Here is a 19,455-nt window from a genome sequence, read left to right on the forward strand (position 1 = left end):
ATACTAAATCTCTTTGAGTTTTGACTTTACAAAAGCTATCTTTTCTTCCATAGGCCACCGGGCATCCATCCAATGAATGGTAAAGCCTCGTCTCTCCATTCCCCGGAACCAGGTCATCTGGCGTTTGGCAAACTGATGGATGGCTATTTCCAATTGGCTGAACATTTCGTCGTAGGTCAGTTGGCCGATGACGTAAAGTGTCAGGTATTTGTATTCCAATCCATAGTAGATAAGGTCGTCCGGATGAATGCCTTGGGCTATCAGCCGACGTACTTCGTCTACCATCCCTTCGTCCAATCGTTGGTGCAGGCGATGGGTGATTTTCTCACGCCGAAGCTCCCGGTCTATGTCTACACCGATGATGAGGCTGTTCAGTTGTGGAAACGAACGCTCGTCTACCGGAGTATGAGCATAATATTCTTCGATTTCAATAGCGCGGATGGCGCGTTTCACCGTATCTACATCCGTTGTATTGTGCAGGCTTTTATAGGTTGCCAATACCTCTGTCAGCTCATCCAATGATTTATTCGCCAGACGGTTGCGTAATTCCGGATTCTCGGGTACAGGCAGTAGCTTGTATCCTTTGAGTACGGATTCCAGATACATTCCCGTTCCGCCGCATACAACGGGCAGACAGCCTTTTTGTTTAATGCTTTCGTAGGCATTCAGGAAATCGCGCTGGTATTCAAATACATTGTATTTATATCCCGGGTCGGCTATATCGATAAGGTGGTAAGGTACTTGCTTTCCGTTCACAATGTAATCGGCCAGGTCTTTACCGGTACCGATATCCATACTTCGGTATATTTGCCGGGAGTCGGCGCTGATGATTTCTGTATTGAGTTCTGCTGCCAATGCGGCGGCAAATGGAGTTTTGCCGGATGCTGTAGGGCCTAATATGGCGATTAAATCATAGTCAGGCATATAAATAAGTATTTATTAATTTGAATACAAAGATAATGTAATTTGCGGGCAGAATAAAAAGAACCGGTTCATTTTATTCCGTGAAGGCACAACTTATTTTTACATTTACGGCTTACATCTGAAAAAGGAAGTAAAAAAAGGAATGCAGCTTCTTAAAAGGTGTTATAAAACATATCTTTTCCCCTTGAATAATTTGCAGAAATGCCAAAAGTCCGTACCTTTGCAGTGTGTTTTTCATAGTATTAGATTTAAGGTTAACAAAGGTTGGAGTACAGCGGTACTCCTTTTTTTTGCTCTAAACTTTCCTTTTTTGTCTTATACTGCTTCGGAAAAGGCGTCTTCAACAATCAAACATTGCGGAATGCGTCGTAAATGTGTATATTTGTAGAGTTTTTAAACCTTTATTTATGCTGATAACCCTTATAATTCTTGTTCTTTCCGCCGCTTTCTTTGTAGCCGGTAAAGTCCGTTCGGATATTGTTGCACTTTGTGCATTGATTGGTTTGCTTGTTTTTCAAATTCTGACTCCGGAAGAAGCCCTGTCCGGATTTTCCAATTCGGTTGTGATAATGATGGTGGGACTGTTCGTGGTAGGCGGCGCCATCTTTCAGACGGGCTTGGCAAAGATGATAAGTTCCCGTATATTGAAGCTGGCGGGTAAAAGCGAGTTAAGACTTTTTCTGCTGGTGATGCTGGTAACATCAGCCATAGGCGCTTTTGTCAGTAATACGGGAACGGTGGCCTTGATGCTCCCTATTGTTGTGAGCCTGGCGGTGAGCGCCGGTATGAATCCGGGACGATTGTTGATGCCTTTGGCTTTTGCCAGCAGTATGGGTGGTATGATGACGCTTATCGGTACGCCACCGAACCTTGTTATTCAGAATACGCTGACGGGTGCGGGGTTCGAACCTTTGTCTTTCTTTTCATTCTTGCCCGTCGGTATCGTTTGCGTGATCGTAGGTACATTGGTGCTGCTACCCCTGACCAAGTGGTTTCTTTCTAAAAAGGGAAAAGGTGAGAGCGCATCCTTATCCGGCAAATCCCTGAACCAACTGGTGAAAGAATACGGATTGTCGAATAATCTGTTTCGTTTGCGCGCCATTAATGATTCACGTTTGATAGGGAAAACGGTTATCGAGTTGGATATTCGTCGTAAATATGGGCTGAATATCCTGGAAGTACGCCGTAGCGAGGCTTCACAGCACAAATTCTTGAAAACGATTACCCAGAAACTCGCATCGCCCGATACCACGATATGGGTAGGGGATGTGCTTTACATTACAGGAGACGTCGCAGATGTAAATCGCTTTGCCGGAGATTATTTGTTGGAAATGATTGACGGTCATACCACCGAAGAAGCGGTCAAGGCAGATAACAAACTTGACTTCTATGACATCGGGATAGCGGAGATAGTATTGATGCCTTCCTCTAATATTATCAACCAGACGGTAAAGGAAGCCGGATTTCGTGATAAGTTCAATGTCAACGTATTAGGCATCCGCCGTAAGAAAGAGTATATCTTGCAGGATTTGGGACGCGAGCATATGCATAGCGGCGACGTATTGCTGGTGCAGGGGGCATGGCAGGACATCGCGCGTTTAAGCAAGGAGGATACGGAATGGGTGGTGCTGGGACAACCTTTGGATGAGGCTGCCAAAGTAACGCTGGATTACAAAGCTCCCGTAGCCGCAGCTATCATGGTGTTGATGGTGGTGATGATGGTATTCGATTTTATTCCCGTAGCTCCTGTTACGGCTGTGATGATAGCGGGATTGCTGATGGTATTGACCGGATGTTTCCGTAATGTGGAAGCTGCATATAAAACCATCAATTGGGAAACTATCGTACTTTTTGCAGGTATGTTGCCGATGTCGTTGGCGTTGGAGAAGACCGGCGCTTCGGAATATATATCCAATAGTCTGGTAAGCGGACTGGGAAGTTACGGACCGATTGTGTTGATGGCAGGCATTTATTTTACCACTTCATTAATGACGATGTTTATCAGCAATACGGTGACAGCCGTTCTTATGGCTCCTATTGCGCTTCAGAGTGCGATACAAATCGGCGTCAGTCCTGTACCTTTCTTATTTGCGGTAACGGTAGCGGCAAGCATGTGTTTCGCTTCTCCCTTCTCTACACCGCCCAATGCGCTGGTGATGCCGGCAGGACAATATACTTTTATGGATTACATAAAGGTGGGACTTCCTTTGCAGATTATTATGGGAGTAGTAATGGTATTTGTACTCCCCTTGCTGTTTCCTTTCTGAAGAAGCGGGATAGAAAAAAGTTTCAACGGTTGGTACCGGAAGTTTACCCCGTTGAAACTTTTAGTTTCCCCTGTTGAAACAGTTTGTTCCACACCGGGAAACAAACTGTTTCCTGATGCAAAACACTTTGTTCCTCGGTGTGAAACTTTTTAGAGCTGCCGGTAAAGCTAAAAGCGTTGTGGGTATAAGTGAGCTTTAATTTATTATCTGTTTTTATTCAGCAGTTCTTTCGTAGGACATTCAAAGTTACTGATGGGAAGATGTACTTTCTGCAAATCCTTTAATTCGTGTACGGGTCGCTCAATATCGAAAGGAATGGGCATGCCGGAGAATTTCTGGAAGTAAAGCAGGCAGGCGTCTTTCCACCAAACAGCATCGCGGACTTGTAACTTTAAGTGAGACTGTACTTCGTGAAAACGCTCCGCGTCGATATATTTCTCCGCTGCATCCCATGTCTTTTGGAAGTCTCTGACTTGCCGGACACCTTGGTCATAACGATAACAGAGCTCATCCCATAGGTTGCGGCCGCTTTTCATGCGATGTGTCCAGGGAACATGGTGAAACCACAGGAGATATTTTTCGGGACAGGTTTCAATATTGTCATATTGTCGGGCCAAAGCTTCGGGATACTGTGCAACGGCATTACTGCCTTTACTGCTGCGGTCGAAGCCTATTCCTCGTTTATCGGCTTTGTGATAGTAGGACGGAAGCCAGTCGGGACGGGCGCCGGGAATACTGCACCACGGTTCGGGGCCATAATGATGTCCCCATGCAAAAATATGATGCAAACCGAGCGGCATCATGTAATTTACAACCGCTTCATGACTGTCGAGCATCATCTTTTTGAGTTGAAAGTCGGGCGTTGAAGGTTGAGAGCCGGGAAGTATCGAATCAAAAGTTTGTTTTAGCCACTCATCAGCAATTTCTTCAGCCGATAAGGCCGGTTGCCATGCCAGTCGCCCGAAAGCATACCAGTTGGCTTGTGCGAAAGTATGTCCGCACCAGTTCGCGTCCGTACCTATATTGGCGACACCGGCTATCGCTTTCAGGGAAGCGGGGGCGACAAAACCGAAGAATTCTTTCCACATCGGAGCCAGATAAGCAAGATGATTGGAATGTCCCAGATATTCTTGTGTCACTTGAAACTCTGCCATCAAGGGGGTGTGCCGCATAGCGCCGAACAGCGGGCTGTACGGTTCGCGGGGCTGGAAATCTATCGGCCCGTTCTTTACCTGAACAATGACATTGTCCCGAAACTGTCCGTCTAAAGGCTTGAACTCCAGATATGCCTGTTTGGCGCGGTCGGCATCGGAAGGACTATACACGAAAGCGCGCCACATGACGATACCTTTGTAAGGCTTCAGTGCATCTGCCAGCATGTTGGCGCCTTCGGCATGAGTGCGTCCGAAGTCACAAGGACCGGGCTGCCCTTCGGAATTGGCCTTTACCAGAAAACCCCCGAAGTCGGGAATGATACGGTAGATTTCTTTGGCTTTGTTTTTCCACCAGCGGATGACTTCTTTGTTGAGAGGGTCGGCGGTGCTTAAACTGTCGAGCGCCATAGGAGATGCGAAATTGACGGAAAGATAAACACGCAGTCCGTATGGACGGAAAACGTCTGCCAACGCTTTTACCTTTTGCAGATATTCGGCGGAAAGAATTTTGGGAGAAGCGTTTACATTGTTCAGTACCGTACCGTTGATGCCGATGGAAGCATTGGCCCGGGCGTATGCTTTGTATCTGTCGGAAAGGGTGTTCGGCAGTTCTTCCCAATTCCAAAGTGACTGTCCTGCATAACCGCGCTCTATGGTACGATCCATATTATCCCAATGGTTGAGGATACGGAGATTGTAGGCCGGGTTCTCCGTTAATTGAGTGTTGGAATCCGAGAGTGGAAAATTGGCGGTTTGCTGCAATCTGAGCAGGTGATAGGCGGCATAGAGCAATCCTCTCTCGGTGGGGGCGGAGAGAATGACTGTATTGTCTTTGCAGCGGATGCGGAAACCTTCGGGTTGCAACTGCTTGTCCTTTTGTATGACAAGCCGGACGGGAGCTCCTTGCCATGCTTCCTGCAGTTCTTCGACGGCGATGTTTAATGTAGGCGATTGGTAGGGAGCCGAAACTTGCGCACGGGCATCGGCCGGCAGTCGAAGCCACAAATGGCTACCGTCTTCGGCAGCCATTTGGGTAACGAATACTATTGCGATATAGAAAAGCGAAAATATTCTGTATTTCATGTTATATCCGGGTTTATTGTCCGTCAATAGTGATTATCTTTCCATCGGTATCGTATTCCAGTTCGCAAGCTTTCAGACTGCGGAGCCAGGTCTTTCCGTTGGAAGGTACACAGTCGTGGTGGAACAGATACCACTTTCCTTTATATTCTACGATGGCATGGTGTGTAGTCCAGCCCACAACCGGAGTAAGGATAACGCCTTGATAAGTGAAAGGTCCGTAAGGATTATCGCCAATGGCGTAGCACAGACGATGCGTATCACCGGTGGAGTAGGAAAAATAATATTTACCGTTATACTTATGCATCCAGCTGGCTTCGAAGAAACGGCGCCCGTTATCGCCCGCGGTCAGCGGTTTATCGTTTTCATCCAGAATGATTAGGGCTTTCGGCTCTTCTGCGAATTCCAGCATGTCTTTGCTGAGCTTGGCTACACGAGCGGGCAAAGCTTGTTCATCGCCTTCGGGCAAGACTGCGCATTCCAATGCCTTGTTGTCGCGATAGCGTTGTAATTGTCCGCCCCATAGGCCACCGAAATAGATGTAGAAATCGCCGTCTCCGTTATCAAAAACAGCAGGGTCGATACTATAACTGCCTTTCATCGGATTGGCTTGCGGAATGAACGGCCCTTCGGGTTTGTCGCTGATAGCCACACCGATGCGGAAAATATCATTTTGGTCTTTTAGGGGGAAATACATATAGTATCTTCCATCTTTCAGAACTACGTCGCAATCCCATAGTTGGCGGCCGGCCCAGGGAATGTCCTCTACCTGAAGAACTACTCCGTGGTCTTTGATTTCACCGTTCATAATGTCGTCGGTGGAAAAAACATGATAGTCTTTCATGTTGAAGTGATCGCCATTATCGTTTTCTCCGATGCCGCTCTCCCAATCGTGGCTGGGGTAGATGTAAACTCTATCGTTGAAAACATGTACGGCAGGGTCTGCCATATAATCTCCCGGAACCAGGTATCTCATTTCTTTTTTCATGGTGAAGCAAAATTAGTGATAAGTTATTGAATTATTCGTTTATAGGATTTGAATCATTATTTTCCTTTTTTCATATTGCTGTAATCTCCCTGTTCATTGTAATCCCCTGTGGCATATATACCGACCATAGTGCCTGTAAAGCCACCGGCAGTTTGAGTGCTGAGTAAATCGGCGGAAACGGGTTCGCCTGCCTGTACCCAATCTGTTTTGGGGCTGAAGGAGTAGGAGAAAGTATAATAAACGCTTTGGCCTGCCGTTTGCGGTTCATTACCGGTTACTTTCAGGTAAATCTTTTTATCGGCATCCGATTCTCGCAAAGGAATTTCAGTTTCCGTATTGAGCTTGTCCATACTGTAAGCAATCAGCTTCAAGCAAGGCTTGCCTTGTTCGTCCAGCGCCTTGCCGAAACGGATATTACATTCATCATTATGGAACAGGATGATGCCCGCAAAGTCTTCCGGAGCCGTGGGTAAGAAGTTGACGGCTGTTTGCGCATCGAACTCGTTATTGGTAATCCAGCGGCCGATGACCGACGGCTGTCTACGGTCGTTGATTCCTATACTGCGGGCTGTCAAGGTCAGTTTTCCGTCTTTACCTATCTCATAATAAGAACTCTGTGGGGTACGGATGAAGAATGCTTCATCAGCCAGCCCGTTACTTGTCCAAAGCGGAGTGGGAGCTAGGGAACGATTGGTGTAATGGAGGGTTTCACCCGCAGGAAGAATAATAGGTTGTCCGTCTTTCCAATCGACAGGGAGGAGGTATGTTTCGCGCCCCATTACATCGTGTCCGTCGCGATAGGGGCGTACAGCAAGGAATACGGCATACCAATCACCTGCAGGAGTTTGCACCAAATCGGCATGGCCGGTACAAGTGACAGGATTAGGACGGTCTTGGGGCAGGTCACGTTGTGTCAATATCGGGTTGGTACCGCACGGCTTGAAAGGCCCGAAAGGAGAGGAAGCCGAGAAGATGACCTCGCAATGATTGGGACCTGTACCGCCTTCGGCTGCCATCAGGTAGTAAGTACCGTTGATATGGTAAAGGTGCGGGCCTTCTATCCAACTGGGATGTTGCGATTTGTCTACACCGCCGTCTATAATCACTTTTTGTTCTCCTGCGGTACGGTTATTTTTCCAGTCGAATTCGCGTATCCAGATAGCGCGGTGCCCGCTGTATTCCGGTTTCCCGGCCGGGGCGTCGTTGTTTACAATATAGGCTTTACCATCTTCATCAAACAAGAATCCGGGGTCTATACCGCCTACTTCGGGTAGAAAGACCGGATCGCTCCATTCTCCTTTTTTAGGATCATCGGTTGTTACGAAGAAGTTACCGCCACCGTCTACTGCGGTAGTAATCACGTAGAAGAGCTTGTTGTGCGGATTGTATTTGATATCCGGAGCATAAATGCCTCCGCTGATGCGCAAACCGTCTTTCAGTGGTAATTGCGAGGGACGGTTCAATACATAGCCCAGTTGTGTCCAGTCTTTAAGATTGGTGCTGTGCCAGATGGGAATTCCGGGATAGAATGCAAATGATGAGTTCACCAGATAGTAGTCATTTCCTGCACGGCAGATGCTGGGATCGGGATAACAACCGGGAAGCAGGGGATTGACCGACCGGGAACCGGAAGTACTGTCATTCCGTACATCGCTTTCGGTACCGTTTTCAACGGAATAAGTAAAGGTGTCAAAGGTGGCGGTTTTGGGCGACAACAGCTCGCGCAAGAACGGTTTGGGCTGATGATTGCGGTCGAAGAGAAGGGGATACTCCTTACGGCCTTTTACGGGGAAATCGTTCTTCCACGAATCACCGTCGCTCACGCCCCATACGGTTACGCGGTCCATAACGTCGGCATGCTTCACGAACAGGTCGAAGAACGCTTTCATACGTGCGTTCCAGATTTTGGACACTGAATCGGGCAGTGCATCAGGATAGGGGTTCATGGCTGCCTTAAAGGCAACGGTGTCACTGATATTGGCGCCTTCGTGTACGGTAGGCAGTGCGCTCATTTCCCATTCGGTAATCATCAGTTTCACACCGGTAGAGGCGAAAGCAAGCATGCTCTTCTCGAACTCTTCTATGTTGGGATAGTCCATACCCATATGTCCTTGCATACCTATGGCATCGATACGCAAGCCCCGTTTCTTCAGGTCGTCGATGATTTTCACGTAAGTGTTTCTTTTAGCGGGATTGCTCATGCCGTAATCATTGAGGTAGAGTTCTGCTTCCGGATCGGCTTCATATGCATATTGGAAGGCGAGCGGTATGTATTCCTCACCTAAAATTTGGTAGAACAGGCTGTTACGGTACGAGCCGTCGTCTGCTACCGCTTCGTTCACCACGTCCCAACCTTTGATGCGTCCTTTATAGCGGCTTACAAGCGTCGTGATATGTTCTTTCATCCGTTGCTTCATGATGTCCGGCGAAACGTTCTTACCCTCTTTGTCTACACAGAACCAGGGAGCGCATTGCGAGTGCCAGATGAGGCAATGACCGATAACGGCCATGCCGTTCTTTTCACCATATTCTACTATGGAATCGGCAGCACCGAAATTATATCTGCCTTCTTCTGGGTGAATATTTACGCTTTTCATGCAGTTTTCTGCAACGATAGAGTTGAAGTGTTGTTTGATGAGCCTTGTTGCCGCACTGTCTTTACCGGCTACCTGCCGGGTGTTCAATGCTACGCCAACAAGGAACTTGTCACCGAACGCCTCTTTCAGGGATAGGCTTTGAGGTGTCGTTTGCTTGGTACCGCAACCTGCCAATAACAGAGTAACGGCAAGCGCGGACAATAAAGTTTTTTTTATTCTCATGGTATCTTGTTTAATGAATGATTATCTGTTTCTGTTTTCTATCTCCTTGTTGATTTCGTCAATCCGTTCGTCGTCCAACTCATATTTTGAGATGATAAGCATGGCAACTATCAATAATATGGCAGGGATGATGGCTACTAACCAGAGAATGCCTTGTTCGGCAAATGAAGATTGGCTGACGGCGTTGTTCTTATCGAATCCCACATAGGCAAGCACCAGTCCCGGCACTACACCGCCCAATGCCATTCCTGCTTTATAGAATATACCGGTAAGAGCATTTACAATACCTGAAATACGTTTTCCGGTGGTGTATTCGCCATAGGAGATAACTTCCGGAACTAAGGCCCACATATAGCCTGTAGCGACGATAACTCCGGTGGATTTTATAAATTGCGCCACATAAACAAGCCATATCTGGCTCTTTAATGACGGTATCATCGATATGATATAGAGTAGAGCCATGCCTACGATTGCTATGGACAGAAATACATTGAACATGGCACGTTTGCCTATCTTCCTCTTAATCCACGGGACTAATGGCATGAAGATAAATGCCGGGATTGAGCCGAGCGCCATAAAGTTCGCCATTTGGTCGCTGGTGCCATGTACATTGTACAACATATAATAAGACCCTGCCGAATTACCCACAGCCATCATGGCAAATGCTGTAATGAAGAAGAACGCAAGAATACGCAAGGGTCTGTTGCGCTTGAACTCCACCCAGAGGTCTGACACCTGTACTTTTTCAGTTTCTTTGGCATCCATAACGACGCGTTCTTTGCATTGTGTAAAACAGAACACCAGTAAAAGCAGTCCGGCAATCGCATAAATCGCCATGGTATAAAACCAGGCATCGGCGCTTTCTGCCGTATTAGTCATTCCGTCGGGCGACAGACTTGCCACCAGCTTAGGAATACCATAGGCTACCGCCAGCCCGCCTGTATTGGCAAGAAACATACGTACGCTGGTCAGTGTGGTTATTTCGTCCGTGTCACGTGTGAGCGATGCGTTCAGTGCGCCATAGGGAACGTTAATCAGCGTGTAAAGCATAGACAAACCTACATAGGTAAAGTATGCATAGACCAGCGAACCGGAGAATCCGTTCCAAAAGCAAAGTATGGCGAAGCCGGTGAGAGGAATTCCCGCCAATATCAGATAAGAGCGGTATTTACCGAGTTTGGGGTTGTGTTTGTCTACGAATGCGCCTACCAAGGGGTCCCACAGCACGTCTACTACCCGGACTATGAGGAACATGAATGCGGCTGCCGACGGTTCCAACCCATATACATTCGTATAGAATATCAGCAGGTACATACATACTGTCTGGTAGATAAGGTTTTGTGCCAGATCGCCCGAACCAAACCCGATTCGTTGAAGCCATGACAGTTTGTAAAAACCTTTAGACTGTTCATTCGTTTTTATTGACGTTTCCATAATATCAGATTATTATTAGTTCTTTGATTTCACTTTTTTAATAGGCAATGTTTCCAATACTTTGTCTGCTATGCGTTTGCCCAATGTCTTTTTGTCGAGCGGATGAATATCGTTCCATTCTCCTAAATCGCTGTTACGTATAAGAAAAGCATTAGGAGTGGCTTGGGCCGCTTTTGCCTGTTCTAAACGCATTTCTGCCCATGCCTTGCGGCCGCCGATATCTTCTTTGGATAGATAGTCTGCCAGTTCCACTATATAAAAAGGCAATTCCGGTTGACCGAAAGTACGCCTCCAGTCGGCAATCATGGTTGTAAGGAGAGTAGCGTATTCATTCCGTCGTGATACGTTTGATTCGCCCTGATACCATACTGTGCCCCGCAACGTGTAATGTTGCAAAGGAGCTATCATGGCATTGTACAGACATACGGGCTTGTAACAGAAAAACATCATGTTCGGAGCCGACGGCATAGGGGCTCCCAAACGGTATTTCCATTCTTCTTTCAGATCGGTGCTCTCATTATCGCAGATGAGCTTGTACGGCTTTTCCTGTACAAATCCCGGTTGTCCGCCGTTGCTGATGATGCGTACGGTGATATTGTTAACTCCCGGTTTCAGTGTCCCGGCCGGAATACGGTAGATACGGGGCGGATATTGATAGCCGGTAGTTCCTACAAATGTACCGTTTACGTATACGGAATCCGCATCTATGATGCAACCTAACCGCAGAGTGACTTCTTTGTCGCTCCAGGTGTGCGGTATTTCCACGTTTTGGCGCAGCCAGTGTGAGCCGGCAATGGGATTCAATCCGTTATTGCCCCATGTACGGGAAAACATGTTCACTGTTTGCCAATCGCTATCATCATAGTTTGAGGCATACCAGGGAGTCCGTTCGTGTAGCCCGGCATCGCTGCGATAAAGTGATGAGTTCCAGCGATAGAAACATTCGCCTTCCAGCTTCTTGATATGTGCGCAATAGATATCATCTTCATACAGGCGTTTATCGTTGATGTAGATGGGAAATTCCTTTAATCCCTCTTCACTGATCCAAGCTTCTATGGGGGTACCACCCCAACTGGAGTTGATGATACCTACGGGCACTTCGGTTTTCTCATACATCTCTTTGGCAAAGAAGCAGGCGAGGGCGGAGAAGTTCATTACGTTTTCTTGCGTCATCGGTTTCCAGCTTGTAGCGGAAAGTGTTTCTTGCGGTGCATGGAAGTTGTAGACTTTAGGTACGATAATCTGCCGGATTCTTTCATTGCTGTATTCGCTAATCTCTGCGGCGAACATATCTGTCACCCGGCTGACAGGCAGTTCCATATTCGACTGCCCTGAACAGAGCCATACGTCGCCTATCAATATATCGTTCAGTTTGATGTCGTTGATTTGCATTAGATACGGACCGCCTGCTTTCATTGGCGGTAGTGTTACGTTCCACTGTCCGTTGTTGTCAGCGGTGGCGGCATACTTCTTTTTCATGAATGTTACACTGACCCTTTCGCCTGCGTCAGCAGTTCCCCATACTTTTACAGGCTGTTCACGCTGCAATACCATCCCGTCCGAAATCAAAGCAGGCAGCTTCACCTTTGCATCCGTTTGTAAGGCGGTGCAAAAGCAAAGCAGCACTGCTACTCCTAACCTAATCTTATCATGAATCAAATATTTCATATTTCAAATCCTTTTATGGTATATACTTATCAATTTTATTGATATTCGTACAATCGTACATGCAGTATCTTGAATTCTCCTACCGATATTCGTACGTGGCGCCCCTGATGGTCTTGGTCGCCGTTCAATCGGCGGATATAACGGAACTTTCCTTCTTTGTCCACCTCTACTTCATCCACATGACCGATGCCGCAACGCATTCCTTGAAACCTTTCTTTTTTTGTCTTTGCCTGTTCGTTACTTAAGGCGAATCCGTCTTCACCCAGTTGTTTCCGTATCTCGGAACCCGGTTTCTCCGAGGCCTTGGTAAATTCCAAAACGATACCGCTACCGGCTACAATATATTCGTTCTTGGATAGTTTTAGGATGAGGCCGCCACCTTCGGGCCATGCGCTGCCATCTGTGGCGCGTGGGTCCCATGGTAATGTGAAATAGTGTCGGCAGGTTATTGATAAGTCATCATCCGTAATGATACGCTCTTTGTCTTTTTGGTTGAAAAGAACTCCTTTCATCATACCTTTGCCTTGATATTCAGTGAGTAAAGGCATTAGTTCCTTTAATCTGGCATAGCTTTGAACTAAAGGAGAATCGGAAGAGTCGGAACCATCCTCTATGGAGAACGGGCTGATACCGATGGCGTCATGTTCGCCGAAAATATAGAAAGCTCGTACTCCGTTATTATCTGTCAGACGGATTTCTGGGATAAAAAGAGGGTTGTTATGCAGTTTGTACTGTGCTACCCAATTGGTGAAACCGTCATCGTACAGGTCTGGCGCTAAGATGTCGATATTGGGTGCTCCGCAGCGCCACACGTCGATAAGATGTGCCAACGGACCTGCCGAAGGATATTCACCCGGTTTACGTCCGCGACTGTTCATGGCGGCGTTGACGTATAAAGGTACGTTATAGATGGAACGGGCGGTTTGTGCCATTCGTTCTACGTAGCGGGCGTAGTGCCATGCCATGAAAATTTCGTCGGTATAGATGTCTGCACCGAATACTTCTTGCCATGTGCCTTGTTTCTTGCAGTCTTGGCTCTCCCATTTTTTTATCATTTGGGAATGCAGCGTCTTTTTGTTTTTTTGCAGATAGTTCATTAATTCTGTGGGAACAGGAGCACGGAATGCTTTGTCAGCTTCTTGAGAGTAGTCGCGTGCATCTTCCAGCATGCCTATCTCATTTTCTATTTGTACCATGATGACGGTACCTTCTTCTTTGTCGATTGCAGCGATGTGTTGTAGCCATGCCGAAAAGGCACGATTGTCTGCTTGATAGACATTTTCGGAGAAAGCGCTGGCTATTTCCAACGGTTTACCTGTTTGCGTGTAAGCGCGGGGATATTTCTTATGGTTTTCTTTGAACCAGAGAGGAGCATAACAACTCATGGAGTTTTTCCAGGCTCCGAACCATAAGAAGACGACTTTCAGATTGTTCCGGCGTGCTTGTTGCAGGACTTTGTCGGTAAGTGTAAAATCGAAGTGACCTTCGGTTGGTTCTGTTAAATCCCAGTATGCAGGAACGAGGACGGTATTTAATCCCATTCTTTGTAATTTAGGAAAAATCCGTTCGATGTCTTGTACGGATGAGGCGGATGAATTACCGAGCTCGCCGCCTAATATGAGGAAAGGTTTACCGTCTACGATAAGTTGGGTGGCAGTGCCTTGTGACTGCAAGAAACTTTTTTGAGCGACAGCCGGTTCAACAGTAAAGAAATGGATGATAAAAAGTAGAACTAAATATCCTCCTATCTTTTGCGGATAAGCTTCGAAGTTATGGAAATATGTTCCGATGTTTTGCCGATATGTTTTGAATATGCTTTTCATGTTACAAAGATAACGGGTAATTTATAAAGGGGCTTTCGTTGCTATTGTACAATGCTTTGTTTTTGTTACATACTGTTTGCCGGATGTTACATAAAATGTTGCTTATGTAACAATCGGTTTTAGGATGCCTTTTTAGGGGGATTATACATCATCTATCGAATGATAAGAATATGATGTAGTCTTATTTGCGTCGATAGATGATGTATAGGGTGATTTTATTTATTCTTCAGAAGTACTTTCTTCTTTTGAAGAGATGTTCTTCCAATCATCCCCACTGAATTCTTCACTTATATCTTTCCCTGCAATTCCATCGCATACGCCTTTGTAAGCATGTTTACGGTTGTAATTGCCGTCAAACAGGTTGGGCGATTCATCGGGCAGCCAGTATTCATGTTCGGCTGCATTATCGCTTAATGTCCAGATGGTGATACCTGACTGTTGTGCTTCGGGAACATTTGCCTTGTATGATTCGAAAACCATTTGATATACATTTGCCTGAAGTTCCAATTGTTCGGCGGACGGTGAAGCTGTTCCTAATGCGACATCAAGTTCGGTGACGCGGACTAACTTGCCTGTAGCGGCCATTGTTTGAAACATGGCATCTATCTGTTCACGGGTGATACTGCTTGCGGTTACGTGCATTTGTGTGCCGATACCATCGACGATAGGCTGGCCGGTTGCATTGTTTTCATCAATGTATTTTACAAAGTCAATTAGGGCTGCTAATTTGTTGGGACTTGTTTCTAAGTTGTAATCGTTGACATAAAGACGGGAACCCTGCGCGCAATATTTTCGAGCATATTCAAATGCTTTGGTGGCATAATCTTTGCCAAGATAGTAACCCCAGTAGAAATGACCGTTGCCGGCTTCGTTCGACCAGTTTAAGTTTAGCCCGTTAGTAGTATCTTCCGTAGGTGCTGTATCAGCTTTCCCTTCGCTGTCTGTGCTACCGAAGGCACCGTCTATACCACGCCATCGGCCATCATCAGTTATAGGTTCATTAATGACATCCCATTCTTGAATACGGTTACCTACGTGCTCTGCCATACCTTTTATCCAGGATTCCATAGCATCTAATAGGATTCTTTTCTTTTCTTCATCAGATTTTGGGGTATAAGTTATGGTGGTACCACGAGTAGCAAATTGGGCTTTAAATTGTTTAGCTTGTCCTTCTGTATACTCTACTACTTGTACATTATCAATATAATAAGTGACATTTGGCTTAAAACCAAAATCAAAGTTTATTTTCCAAGTCGTTCCTCCCTCTTCAAAATCTGTACTGAAGTTTTGTGGGATTACATTAATTAATTGCCAATTTGTAGATGTATTAAATGACTTAGTCCAGCTTGATTGAGATCCAGTCCAGTTCATATATGGATAATTATTAGTCATACCTGAGAAGGACAAACGTCCTTCTCCATCTTTATCAGATTTTACCCAGAATGAAATCTGTACTTTTTTATTGGTTAAAGTGGGCATTGGATCAGTAATGATTTGTAAGTCATATTCCTTTGTAGATGTGCTACTCGCTGTCATCTTTAGGATTTTTTCCCCTTCAATAGCATCATCGGAATCAATGACTTCTATGCCTGCACCTTTATTCTCTGAGCTCCAATTCTCCATTCCGTTTTCAAAAGAACCGTTAACACAGTAATTGCCATCTCCACTACTGTCAAAGTCTACTTCGGGTGCAATTAAATTCTTTAGGTAATTTTGATTTTGTTGCGTATGCCAGATAAAGTTATGCCCATAAATTTTGATGTCTGTCGGTACAACTTCCAAAAAAGCGTCAACGGTAGTGAAATCAAGTGAACCATCACCTTGCACTATTGACTGATGTTTCATTGCATTGCCAGCTGTAAACATTTGGAAATTTTCATCGGCAATTTTTTTGTAATCGGCATTGCTGATATATTCTTCTGCACCTAAGCCCAAACCTATAGTCATGTTAGGTGTATATTGCTCTGCGTATGTCTTGATACTGTTGTATAAAGCTATCTTTTCATTCAGTTCCAAAGGTATTTCCGAACTGTTGATATTCCCGTCCGCTTTTTGCCATTCCATTATCTGGTCGTCACAGCCCGTCAACGTAAGCGTGCAAGCTATTAACGAAAGAATAATCCTATTTCGTTTCATAATCAATAATCTTTAATGTTTTTCTATTTGATTTATTCAGTCTCTTCTTCGTCTTCCGGATAGTCGGAGATTATAATGTCTTTGCAAGGTACTACGCGCCAATTATCAAGATAGATGTGGGTTGCAAAGGTGTTGGATTCCACAGTAACATCCTTGTAAGTAAAATCTGTATTAACAAATCCGATACCGAAGTTCCGGTAGCTGGCAGAATTCCGGTCTGTTACCACGTCTTCAAAGGTAGGTGTCTCCTTATCAGCTATTAATGTGGCATATTTATTAAATTCACTGAATGGGATTGTAACTGTTTGCCAGCCTTCTGTATAGAATGGTACGATTTCTCCGTCTTGTATATAAGGTACATAGAAAGCCACCTGGTTAGAAGAGCCGTCGTCATCCGAACCGATTCCTGCAAAGTTGAAGTTATTGAACAGGTTGATTTGTATATGTCCGCAATTACTCCAGGGTTCGTTTTCCGCTACATAGATATCAAATTGCAATGCGACTTCCGTAAGAGGGGTTTCTTTCGGTATGTATTGATACATCCGGCTCCAGTCATCGGCAGCGTCATCATTACCGGCAGTCCAACATTCGGATGCCCGAGGTTTACCTGACATGATTCCACCGGCTGCAATCAGTCGTTCGGGAATTAATTGCAGGCATTTGCCGCGATTGCTGCCGGAAACCGGGTCGGTAACCAAGTCATCTGCATTAATCATAGATCCGGTTTCGCTCCAACTCCAAAAACCTTGAGTGCCGCTACCGTCGAAATTAAGTATCATACAATCTGCGTTATTGAAGTAGGCAGGAGTGGCAGCTTGACCATTGGCTCCTTCCGAATAGATACTTCCCCCGGTAGTCACTCCCGAAGGCATAGTAAAGGAATACCATTCTCCATCTTCATCGCTTTCTATACCGGTTGTTATTTCTATACTTCCGGGCAGGGTTACTTTGGAAGTCTCTTCCAATCCGGTACCGTATACCGTAACTTTTTCACCTGCTGCAGGCAGTGTATTGCTGATACTTGTGATGGTGGGGGAAGCGGCGCGTATCGTGAAATTGTAGGATAATTCCGTGTTGTTTTTGACGAAACGTATAATGTTACGCTCTTCGGGTTCTGCATCAGATACGGGGGTATCACTATTAATGGAAACCAACATAGAGTTGTCTGTAACGTAAGCACGGTTGAAGTATGTGTCGTATCCGTTGATATAGACTTTTTTCATACCATAGAATCCACTTCCTTCTATGCGAATCAGTTGTCCGAGACGTGCATAGGTAATAGGTCGGTCGGGTACGGAAGATTCATAGTCTTCCAAATAAACTTGGGTTACGGTTATCGGGGTACTTTGATATTTCTCATCAAAGTATTCGTCATCTTTATTACATGAAATGAAAACTGTAGGTAGTAATAACATGCACAACAACTTAATATATTTTGTACTTTTCATATCTGTCTGGCTTAATCAATTGAACAAATCTTCTTCTGAAACTTCCCTTTCACCAAACGTATAGGCTTCGGGTTCTTGGTTTAGCAGCGGATTACGACCACTATCCACGTCGGATATAGGTAGAGTGAGGTTACTGACAGTAGCTGTTGCCACACTAGTTCCGTCGTCTGTCTTGGCATATTGGCAATCTTCTGTTTCATCCCATTTGTAACTGGCGTTGCGCTCTTGATTGTTGAGGTAGTTTACAACTTCCTGTTGCTGATAGTAAGAGCGTCGTAAGAGGTCGTACCAGTATTGTCCTTCGAGAGCAAATTCTATACGGCGTTCGTAGTGGATAGCATCGTATGTAATAGTATTTACTTCAGGCATTCCGGCACGTCTGCGCACTTTATTAAAGTACTCTAAAGCAATAGCATCACTGGTAGAAGTGTTATTACCCATAATTGCTTCTGCTAGGTTTAAATAAACTTCAGCCAAGCGCATCATATAGGTGTTTAAACCACTACTCTGTGAATAACTTTGTCCATTGTCATCGATCTTACCGATTACATACTTTTTAAAATTGCATTTATTTTCATAACCGGTTTCAGTTACATTGTATGTATATCCGCCATTTTTTGTATTGAGGTCAGGATAGTATTCTCCCACAGTCGCAATAGTGTAATGGCGACGAATACGGTCCTGCGGGTCGTAGGTGCGGACAAGGTCATACGAAGCATACGTAGCATTGCCCCAGTTCTGCTCACCTACCATGGTAGACCAGCCAAAATAAGTGGTCATGGAGTTGTTGCATCCCCAGCCTATTGCATCAGTGCTACCGCTTAACCATTGCAGTTGAAAAATAGATTCACTATTGTTATTGGTCGTAGCAACGGCGAAGAGATCACCATAATTCTCGAGTAATTGGTAGGGGCCTTCTTCTATAACTTTCATGGCTGCTTTACGTGCCAACTCAAGATAATAACTGTTGCGGGTACCCCGGTTGAAATCGGTAGCAATGTTGCTTCCGTCATATTGACCGTCAGTAGTGAGCCCTGCCATAGACAGGTATATACGCGACAAAAAAGCGTAAGCGCTATAACAGGTGACTCTTCCTTCATTAGAGGCTGTTTTTGAAAGATTGACTGCTGCATATTCAAGATCTCGGATTGCAAATTCTATTACATCTACTCCTCGATTGGCGGGCACAACGGAATTGCTGACTAATTCGGCTGTATTTTCATAGATAATACCTTTTCCCCATAGAGATCCGATATACCAGTAGGCAAGCCCACGCATGAAGCGTGCTTCGGCAAAGGCTTGTGTTTTGGCTTCTTCACTAATCTGAGGACTTGAATAATCTTTGATGTTGTTAATGGTATAGTTAGCCTGTGCTATGACAGAATAAAAAGAACCCCATGCATCTTCCAACCCCGGGCTTAATGCTGTTTCTGTGAAATTAGTGTACGGATAAATATAGTCGGACCAACGAGCGGTAATATTATTGGCTCGCCCATCTCCCATACTATAATATGCTTTGTCGTTAAAACTGTTCCATACATAGTTATAAAGTGGAGCCGTGGCCGTTTCTAACGCTTCTTCGCTGTCGAAGAATGTTTCCTGATTGGCATTGGTTGTGTTTTCGTGTGTCAGGAAGTCTTCACACGAAGAAATAAACAGTGAACCGGCAACTACTGTCAGGGTAAATATTTTATTTTTCATTGTGTAATTCATT

At 45.4% G+C, this 19,455-nt stretch carries 11 protein-coding genes; 1 reads left to right on the forward strand and 10 read right to left on the reverse strand.

From position 1 onward, the window contains the following. Positions 1-3 precede the first annotated feature (3 nt). Positions 4-924 carry a tRNA (adenosine(37)-N6)-dimethylallyltransferase MiaA gene (gene miaA / locus I2F54_RS03930; RefSeq protein WP_195500561.1) on the reverse strand — a complete coding sequence of 307 codons (921 nt, stop codon included), beginning with the start codon at positions 922-924 and terminating at the stop codon, positions 4-6. Positions 925-1,331: 407 nt separating this feature from the next. Here miaA and I2F54_RS03935 point away from each other — a divergent pair, with 407 nt between their 5' ends. Next, entirely contained in the window at positions 1,332-3,191 is a 1,860-nt protein-coding gene (locus I2F54_RS03935) for an SLC13 family permease (protein ID WP_009122525.1), read from the forward strand. A gap of 203 nt (positions 3,192-3,394) precedes the next feature. On the opposite strand, the gene I2F54_RS03940 is transcribed toward I2F54_RS03935, so the two are convergent. From I2F54_RS03940 to I2F54_RS03980, 9 genes are all read right to left on the reverse strand, one after another. Continuing rightward, entirely contained in the window at positions 3,395-5,374 is a 1,980-nt protein-coding gene (locus I2F54_RS03940) for an alpha-glucuronidase (protein WP_229097131.1), read from the reverse strand. Between the two features lie 67 nt (positions 5,375-5,441). Further along, the gene (locus I2F54_RS03945; RefSeq protein WP_195500563.1) at positions 5,442-6,413 is read right to left on the reverse strand and encodes a glycoside hydrolase family 43 protein; all 972 of its coding nucleotides are present in this window, start codon (positions 6,411-6,413) and stop codon (positions 5,442-5,444) included. A 56-nt stretch (positions 6,414-6,469) separates the two neighbouring features. Beyond that, a complete protein-coding gene (locus I2F54_RS03950; RefSeq protein ID WP_195500564.1) occupies positions 6,470-9,232 on the reverse strand; it encodes an endo-1,4-beta-xylanase in 2,763 nt (920 codons plus the stop codon). Between the two features lie 21 nt (positions 9,233-9,253). Continuing rightward, entirely contained in the window at positions 9,254-10,666 is a 1,413-nt protein-coding gene (locus tag I2F54_RS03955) for an MFS transporter (protein WP_087412821.1), read from the reverse strand. 15 nt (positions 10,667-10,681) lie between these two features. Next, positions 10,682-12,334: a sialate O-acetylesterase gene (locus I2F54_RS03960; RefSeq protein WP_195500565.1), complete on the reverse strand. Its 1,653-nt coding sequence runs from the start codon at positions 12,332-12,334 to the stop codon at positions 10,682-10,684. Between the two features lie 35 nt (positions 12,335-12,369). Beyond that, positions 12,370-14,157 carry a GH35 family beta-galactosidase gene (locus tag I2F54_RS03965; RefSeq protein WP_195500566.1) on the reverse strand — a complete coding sequence of 596 codons (1,788 nt, stop codon included), beginning with the start codon at positions 14,155-14,157 and terminating at the stop codon, positions 12,370-12,372. 219 nt (positions 14,158-14,376) lie between these two features. Continuing rightward, a complete protein-coding gene (locus I2F54_RS03970; protein ID WP_087412818.1) occupies positions 14,377-16,293 on the reverse strand; it encodes an endo-1,4-beta-xylanase in 1,917 nt (638 codons plus the stop codon). Positions 16,294-16,325: 32 nt separating this feature from the next. Beyond that, positions 16,326-17,741, reverse strand: a complete 1,416-nt coding sequence (locus I2F54_RS03975; RefSeq protein WP_087412817.1) for a glycan-binding surface protein — start codon at positions 17,739-17,741, stop codon at positions 16,326-16,328. A gap of 15 nt (positions 17,742-17,756) precedes the next feature. Further along, positions 17,757-19,442 (reverse strand): RagB/SusD family nutrient uptake outer membrane protein, encoded by a 1,686-nt coding sequence (locus tag I2F54_RS03980; protein WP_087412816.1) that lies wholly within the window; start codon positions 19,440-19,442, stop codon positions 17,757-17,759. Positions 19,443-19,455 lie beyond the last annotated feature (13 nt).

The organism is Bacteroides clarus (assembly GCF_015555825.1).
Taxonomy (GTDB): domain Bacteria; phylum Bacteroidota; class Bacteroidia; order Bacteroidales; family Bacteroidaceae; genus Bacteroides; species Bacteroides clarus.

What these genes read in the sequence shown, in the direction of transcription:
- miaA (WP_195500561.1), bottom strand. Translation starts at nt 924, where the DNA reads ATGCCTGACTATGATTTAATCGCCATATTAGGCCCTACAGCATCCGGC.
- I2F54_RS03935 (WP_009122525.1), top strand. Translation starts at nt 1,332, where the DNA reads ATGCTGATAACCCTTATAATTCTTGTTCTTTCCGCCGCTTTCTTTGTA.
- I2F54_RS03940 (WP_229097131.1), bottom strand. Translation starts at nt 5,374, where the DNA reads ATGGCTGCCGAAGACGGTAGCCATTTGTGGCTTCGACTGCCGGCCGAT.
- I2F54_RS03945 (WP_195500563.1), bottom strand. Translation starts at nt 6,413, where the DNA reads ATGAAAAAAGAAATGAGATACCTGGTTCCGGGAGATTATATGGCAGAC.
- I2F54_RS03950 (WP_195500564.1), bottom strand. Translation starts at nt 9,232, where the DNA reads ATGAGAATAAAAAAAACTTTATTGTCCGCGCTTGCCGTTACTCTGTTA.
- I2F54_RS03955 (WP_087412821.1), bottom strand. Translation starts at nt 10,666, where the DNA reads ATGGAAACGTCAATAAAAACGAATGAACAGTCTAAAGGTTTTTACAAA.
- I2F54_RS03960 (WP_195500565.1), bottom strand. Translation starts at nt 12,334, where the DNA reads ATGAAATATTTGATTCATGATAAGATTAGGTTAGGAGTAGCAGTGCTG.
- I2F54_RS03965 (WP_195500566.1), bottom strand. Translation starts at nt 14,157, where the DNA reads ATGAAAAGCATATTCAAAACATATCGGCAAAACATCGGAACATATTTC.
- I2F54_RS03970 (WP_087412818.1), bottom strand. Translation starts at nt 16,293, where the DNA reads ATGAAACGAAATAGGATTATTCTTTCGTTAATAGCTTGCACGCTTACG.
- I2F54_RS03975 (WP_087412817.1), bottom strand. Translation starts at nt 17,741, where the DNA reads ATGAAAAGTACAAAATATATTAAGTTGTTGTGCATGTTATTACTACCT.
- I2F54_RS03980 (WP_087412816.1), bottom strand. Translation starts at nt 19,442, where the DNA reads ATGAAAAATAAAATATTTACCCTGACAGTAGTTGCCGGTTCACTGTTT.